This is a genomic window from Pseudomonas sp. W15Feb9B (genome assembly GCF_000828175.1).
Classification (GTDB): Bacteria; Pseudomonadota; Gammaproteobacteria; order Pseudomonadales; family Pseudomonadaceae; genus Aquipseudomonas; species Aquipseudomonas parakoreensis.
This window is the reverse complement of record NZ_JTKF01000017.1, coordinates 37,894-43,961: the sequence shown is the minus strand read 5'-3', so window position 1 is coordinate 43,961 and position 6,068 is coordinate 37,894. Positions and strand designations below refer to the sequence as shown.

General features: G+C 64.0%; 2 protein-coding genes (1 of these 2 running past the window's edge). Both read right to left on the bottom strand.

What is annotated here, in order from left to right; genetic code table 11:
- Positions 1 to 163: 163 nt before the first annotated feature.
- A complete protein-coding gene (locus OC71_RS10305; RefSeq protein ID WP_041068249.1) occupies positions 164 to 1,123 on the bottom strand; it encodes an alpha/beta hydrolase in 960 nt (319 codons plus the stop codon).
- Between the two features lie 67 nt (positions 1,124 to 1,190).
- Positions 1,191 to 6,068: the 3' portion of a non-ribosomal peptide synthase/polyketide synthase gene (locus OC71_RS10300; RefSeq protein WP_041068247.1), read on the bottom strand. Its footprint extends 10,119 nt past the window's final position; only the last 4,878 of its 14,997 coding nucleotides appear in the window; its start codon lies beyond the right edge, outside the window — the gene reads right to left on this strand; its stop codon occupies positions 1,191 to 1,193.

The window sequence follows — 6,068 nt, the reverse complement described above, 5'->3', positions numbered from 1 at the left end:
CCCCCGGATGAATCCCGCAGCGAAGGAACCCGAGCCTGAGCGAGGGCCGAACGTCAGGGTAAAGCCCTTTGGTTACTTTGGGGCGTTTGCCAAAGTGACCCGCCGTCAGGGCGGAACCCTAGGTGGCCGTTACCGCAGCAACGGATATTCCCCCCCACCCCGGTCAAGCCAAAGCAAACACCTCCACCAAGCGCCCAGCAATCAACCCCAGCGCCTCTTCAGCCTCATCAACAATCGCCCCCATCCGCATAAAGTCATGGGTCATGCCCGAGTACACCTGCAAATCCACAACAACCCCCGCCGCCTGCAAATGCCGGGCATAAGCCACGCCCTCATCGTGCAACGGATCACACTCGGCCAACACCATCAGCACCGGCGCGACATCGGCCGGAACTTCGCCGAGCAACGGCGAGAAACGTGGATCAAGACGATCGCTGGCATCACGCTGATAGTGCGCGTAGAACCACTGCAGCGAAGCCTTCTCCAGCAGATAGCCTTCGGCAAAACGCTCGATCGACGGCGTGCTGCGACTGGCATCTGCAACGGGATAAATCAACACCTGCAAACGCGGCTGCACAGCGGCAGCCGTCAGTTGCGCAGCCAGCACCGTGGCCAGGCTGCCACCGACGCTGTCGCCGGCAATCGCCAGCCGCGCCGTGTCGATGCCCAGATCAGCCGCACTCGCCAGCAGCCAGTCCCAGGCATCGCGGGCATCATCGGCCGCTGTCGGAAAGCGATGTTCCGGCGCCAGTCGGTACGCCACCGACAGCACCACGCAATCAGCCAACGAAGCCAACGCGCGGCACAGCGAATCATGCGAATCGAGGCTGCCGACCACATAGCCGCCGCCATGGAAATACAACAGTGCCGGACGACCCGCACCCGCCTGCAACGGATGATTGCTGTAGATCCGCGCGTGCAACAGTGCGCCGTCACGCACCGGCAATTGCAGCTCATCCACCACGGCCAGTTCTTCACCGCCGGCGTCCATCAGCAACGAAGACTGATCAAATTGTTCGCGGGCCTCGCTCGGGGTCAGCTCATGCATGCCGACGCGTTTGCCACTGGCCCGGCCGTTGCCGACCAGTTGCAGAAATGCGGCGATATCAGGATTCAATGACATTCAAATCTCCAAACCGATCGGGCGCCATCAGCGCCCGATCGGTTTTACTTGGGTTTCACAGCAGGTTTCAGGACATGACTACTGATTCAACGATCTGGCCGAGCATTTCTTCAGCCTCGGACAGGAAAGTTTCATCGCGCGGGATCTGGAAGTGCCCGCAATCCAGCCATTCACAGCCCATGCCCGGCTGGTCGAGTTGCGCCGCCAGCTCCAGTGCCTCGGCTTCGCGACCCAAGGTCCACCAGCACGTCGGGTTGACGGTCAGCGGCGCACAGCGCTCAAGCTTGAGCGACAACTGCTTGAGCCGGCGCGCCACGCTGAACACATGCGCCAGTTCTTCGGCGCCCAGCGCCACATAGGTCGACGCCCCGCGCTCGGCGCTGATGGCACGCTGGAACAGCGCACGCAGGTTGTGCGGCGTTTCTTCACCGTCGATGGACAGGCCCGGTGCGGCGTCCGGCAGCGTCACCTGCAGGAAATCGCGCAGGTCGGCTTGCCAGTCATCGACCGCCCCGGCATCGACCGCCGCCGACGGCACGAAGCTGTCGACCAGCCCGACAAACTTGACCTGTTGCCCGGCCTGTTCCAGTTGCGCGGCGATCAACATCGCCAGCGTTCCGCCCAGCGACCAGCCCAGCAGGTGATACGGCCCCTGCGGCTGTTTCTGGCGAATCTGCGCCAGGTAATCACTGGCCATTTCCTGCAGCGAGGTGTCGTTGAACGCCGGATCCAGCAGCATCCGCGACTGAATCGCCAACACCTGGCGTTGACCGCTCAGGCGCCGCGCCAGCGGCTCGTAGTCGAACACCGTGCCGAAGCCGGCATGAAGGCAGAACAACGGCGCCACGCCCCTGACCTCGGCGTTCATCGCCAGCAACCCGGAGGCTTTTTCCGCCGTGCCCTGAACGCTGGCCACTAGTTCGCCGATGCTCGGTTTCTGCATCAGGTCGCGCAGTTTCAGGCTCAGGCCCTGAGCCTTGAGCACGCGGCTGCGGGCCACCACTTGCAGGCTGAGGATCGAATCGCCACCCAGTTCGAAGAAATTGTCGGTGAGCCCGACCCGTTCGATTTTCAGCACCTCCTGCCAGATCTTCGCCAGGGCTTTTTCCAGCTCGGTGCGCGGCTCGACGTAGGCCAGCCGCTGTTCGGCGTCCGGATTCGGCAGGGCCTTGCGGTCAAGTTTGCCGTTCGGCGTCAGCGGCATGCGCTCAAGCACCATCAGGTGTGCTGGCACCATGTAATCCGGCAGGCTCGCCTTGAGTTGCTCGCGCAGACGGTCGCCCAAGCCGTCGGCTGGCGTCTCGGCAGTGGCCAGTACATAGCCGAGCAGTTGCTTGCCGCTGACGCCCTCGCGGGCCACTACGGCAGCGTCACGCACGCCCGGCTGCTGCTTGAGGCGCGCTTCGATTTCACCCAGCTCGATACGGAAACCACGGATTTTCACCTGATGGTCGATCCGCCCGAGATAGTCGACAGTGCCGTCGGCACGTTGGCGCACCAGGTCGCCGGTGCGGTACAGGCGACTGCCGTCGGCACTGAATGGGTTGGCAACGAACCGTTCGGCGGTGCCACCGGCACGCCCCAGATAACCGCGCGCCAACGCGCCACCCAGGTACAACTCACCGGCAATGCCGGCCGGCAGCGGGTTGAGATCGCTGTCGAGCACATAACCGCTGCGCTCGCCGACCACGCTGCCGATCGGCGCATAGGCCGCGCCGCATTGATCATCCACCGCAGCCTTCCAGATCAGCGGCGTGACTACCGTTTCGGTCGGGCCATAGCCGTTGATGATGTACTGCGGTTGCAGTGCGCGTTTGGCCAGTTCGAAACTTGCCACCGGCACCGCATCTCCGCCGAAGCAGTAGATCCGTACCGGCGGCGGATTGCCGTGTTGTTCGGCGTGTTCGGCCAGTTGTTGCAGGTAGACCGGCGGGAACGCGGCCACGCTCACGCCGTGCTGGTGCAGGGCGTCGAAGGTTTGTTCGGCCGTCCACAGGCTGTCGTCACGAATCAGCAAACGAGCGCCGTGCGTCAGGGTGGTCAGCCAGCGCTCATGCGCGCCGTCGAAGGCGAACGACATGAAGTGCAATTCGCAATCGGCCGCGCTCATTTCGTAACGCTGACCGATCGCCTGGCAGTGCATCGCCAGCGGCCCGTGCGCCACGCCGACACCTTTCGGCTGACCGGTGGAGCCGGAGGTGTAGATCACGTAAGCCAGGTTGCCCGGCTGCACCGCGACCTGCGGCGCCGAATCCGGCTGAGCGCGCAGATCCAGCTGATCGAGTTCCAGCACCTGCAGGTTGGCCTGGGTCGGCAGCACCTGACGCAGACTCGAATCGCTGAGCAGCAAAGCGATGCCCGAATCGTGCATCAAATAGCTCAAGCGTTCGCGCGGATAGGTCGCGTCCAGCGGCACGTAGGCACCACCGGCCTTGAGCACCGCCAACAGCGCGACGATCATGTTTTCGCTGCGTGGCAGGGCCACACCGACCCGCACTTCCGGACCGACACCTTCGGCGATCAGCGCATGTGCCAGACGATTGGCCCGCGCGTCGATCTGCCCGTAGCTGAAGGCTTGCTCATTGAAGATCACGGCGGTTTGTTCGGCACGCTGTGCGGCCCAACCGGCAATGCGCTGGTGCACCAGCGTGGTCTGCGTTTGCGCGACAACGTCCGGCGTGGACGCGACTTGCCCGGTCGGCAGACCGATGCGTCCCAGCGCCTGCCCGGCGTCCTGAACCAGTGCGGTGAGCAGGCCTTCCATGTTGCTGCGGATGCCTTCCACGGTCGCCAGATCGAAGTGTTCGCGCAGGAACATGTACTCGATCACCAATCCGTCTTCGAGGGTGACCATCAGGTCCATCGGGAAGTTGGTCAGGCCCGAGTTATTGATCTCGCCAAACTTCAGCGAATCATCGCGCCACTCACGCAGCGCCTGATCGATCGGGTGGTTTTCGAACACGATGATGCTGTCGAACAGCGACTGCCCGGCACGCCCGCCCCAACGCTGGACGTCGGTCAGCGGGGTGTATTCGCGCTCGCGCATCTCCAGGTTGAAATCCTGCAACTCGCGCAACCAGGCGCCCACGGCCTGCTCGGCCGGCACGTCCTTGATCACCGGCAAGGTGTTGATGAACAGGCCGAGGATCGATTCCGACGCCGGCAGACTCGCCGGACGCCCCGCCACCGTGGCGCCGAACGCCACGCAACGCTGGCCGCTGTAACGGCTGAGCAGCACCAGCCACGCGCCCTGCACCAAGGTGTTGAGGGTGACCTGCTGCGACTGGGCAAAGGCTTTCAACTGTTCGGTGCGGGCCTCGCCCAGACGGCTGTACAGCGCCTGGTGACCGCGACCGCTGCCGGTGCGCGTCACCGCGTCCGCCAGATAGGTCGGCTCGTCGAGCAGGCTCAGGTGCTGACGCCAAAAACCTTCGCTGGCGTTCGCGTCCTGCTGTTGCAGCCAGTTGATGTAACCGCGATACGGCACCGCGTCGGCCAGTGGTCGTCCGGAATACTGGCTCAGCACCTCACCGATCAACTGCGAACTGCTCCAGCCGTCGATCAGAATGTGATGGTAGGTCCAGATCAGCTGATAGCTGTGCTCGCTGACTTGCACCAGCGTCAGCCGTTGCAGCGGTGGCCGGTCAAGGTCGAAGCCCTTGGCCCGCTCGGCATCCGCCAGGCCTTGCAAGGCCTCGGCCGAATGATCCTGCTCACGCCAGTCAAGCAGACTGAACGGCAACTGCGGATCGGCGAGGACGAATTGCAGCGGCTCGGCCATGTCCTGCCAGAGGAAGCCGGTGCGCAGAATGTCGTGGCGACGGCTGACGCTTTCCCACGCAGCTTGCAGACGCAGCGGCTCAAGGCCCTGCACCGGAACGCTCAACTGGTTGACGTACAGGTCCGATTCCGGCGAATTCAGGCCGAGGAACAGCATGCCCTGCTGCATCGGCGACAAGCGATAGAGCCCGTCGAGTTGCCCCGCCGGCAGTGGCAGTTGCGCCACTTGCGCCTCGCTCAAGCCGTGCAGCGGCAGGTCGATCAGCGCCGGCTCCGGCGCCACACGCCCTTCGGCAGCTTGCACGCACAGGGCCAGTTGCTGAATGGTCGGTTGCTGGAACAGGTCTTTCGGGCTCAGCTCCAGCCCTTGCTGACGGGCGCGACTGACCACCTGAATCGAGATGATCGAATCGCCGCCCAAGGCAAAGAAACTGTCATGGGTGCTGACCTGCTCAAGGCCCAATACCTCCTTCCAGATCTCCACCAGCGCCTGCTCGGTGGCATTCGCCGGTTCGACATGCAACTGCGCGGAACTCAGCTCCAGTGCCGGCAGGCGCTTGCGATCGATCTTGCCGTTGGGGGTCAGCGGCAATTGCGCCAGCCACAGGCGATGGTTCGGCACCATGTAATCCGGCAGGGTCGCGCCCAGCCAGTTGCCGAGGGTTTGCTGCAGTGCGGCCTGTTGCTCGGCGCTGGCGTCGATGATCGCCGGATCGCTCGGCACCAGATAGGCAATCAGTTGCTGACTGCCCGACACTTCGCTGGCGACGACCACCGCTTCACGCACGGCGGCATGCGCCAGCAGACGCGCTTCAATTTCGCCCAGCTCGATACGCAAGCCGCGAATTTTCACCTGATGGTCGATCCGGCCCATGTACTCCAGTTCGCCCTCCTCGCGCTCTCGAATCAGGTCGCCGGTGCGGTACATGCGCTCGCCGTTGTCGACGAAAGGATTAGGCACGAAGCGCTCGGCGGTCATCGCCGCACGTCCCAGATAACCGCGCGTGATGCCGGCGCCGGACAGGTACAGCTCGGCAGAAACGCCCTGCGGCACCGCGTGCAGATCGGCGTCGAGCAGATGGCTGACGCTGTGCTCGAGGGCACGACCGATCCGCGCCTGACCGCCAGCGCTGCGGCGGGTCCAGGTCGAATAGGTGGTGTCTTC